This window comes from Haloferax sp. s1 (assembly GCF_058382125.1).
Genome location: NZ_JBZRPK010000066.1, coordinates 1 through 802, shown reverse-complemented (window position 1 = coordinate 802; position 802 = coordinate 1). Strand labels below are relative to the sequence as shown.

The 802-nt window shown below is 61.7% G+C and carries 1 pseudogene; it reads right to left on the bottom strand.

The features are described from left to right. A pseudogene (locus tag QT222_RS00420) lies at positions 1-325 on the bottom strand (MFS transporter); the annotation flags it as partial. Between the last annotated feature and the right edge of the window lie 477 nt (positions 326-802).

Sequence of the window (802 nt, the reverse complement as noted above, 5' to 3'; positions counted from 1 at the left end):
CCTGACCGGTGAGGGTCGGCACGGCGAACCTGATCGCCGTCGCGACCCCAGCCAACACGGCACCCAAGCCGACGACGTACCGGATCGGGTATTTATCACCCAGTGCGCCGCCCGGCAACTGCGTGAACACCAGCCCGAACGCGATGGCCGCCAAGACGACCGCGACATCCGCCCAAGGTACCCCGAGGTCCGTCGCCATCGCCTTCTTTAACGGCGATACAGCCTGCCAAATGAGCGAGATGCTGGTCAGGTGAACGAGGAATGCGACGAGGAGTACGACCCACCGGTAGCGGACGCCCCCCTCGGGGTGTTTAGCTTTTGACATGGGCCGATGGGGGCCAGAGATGACCGTATATGTGTTCCTTTGTACCCCGCCCCCGGTTAAATGCGACTCGACGGACCCGTCGGTGGCCGGTTGGTCCTCCCGAGGACGATGGACCCGCGAACTCGTCGAGGACTGTCCCTCCGGGGCCCTCCTCGCGCCCCGCCAGTTCCCGACGCTGACCTCCCAAACCCGACGTACCACCATAAACGACCACTTATACCAAGCGAATATTGTAACCGTCTCCATCCTGCCTGAACAGTCAATGCCGCGACGAGCAGTCGCCGTCACGGCGGGTCGGCTCGGACCACGGGCTACGCCGGGTTCCGGGAACGTCTCCGAGGTGGCGACCGGATCAATCTGAATCACGACACAACCAATCTGAATTACGATACAGTGTGACCAATGCAAGACACGTACTTCAACGATACATTCGACATCGACGACGCTGTGCTAGAACGACACAGAACGGCCGTGGAG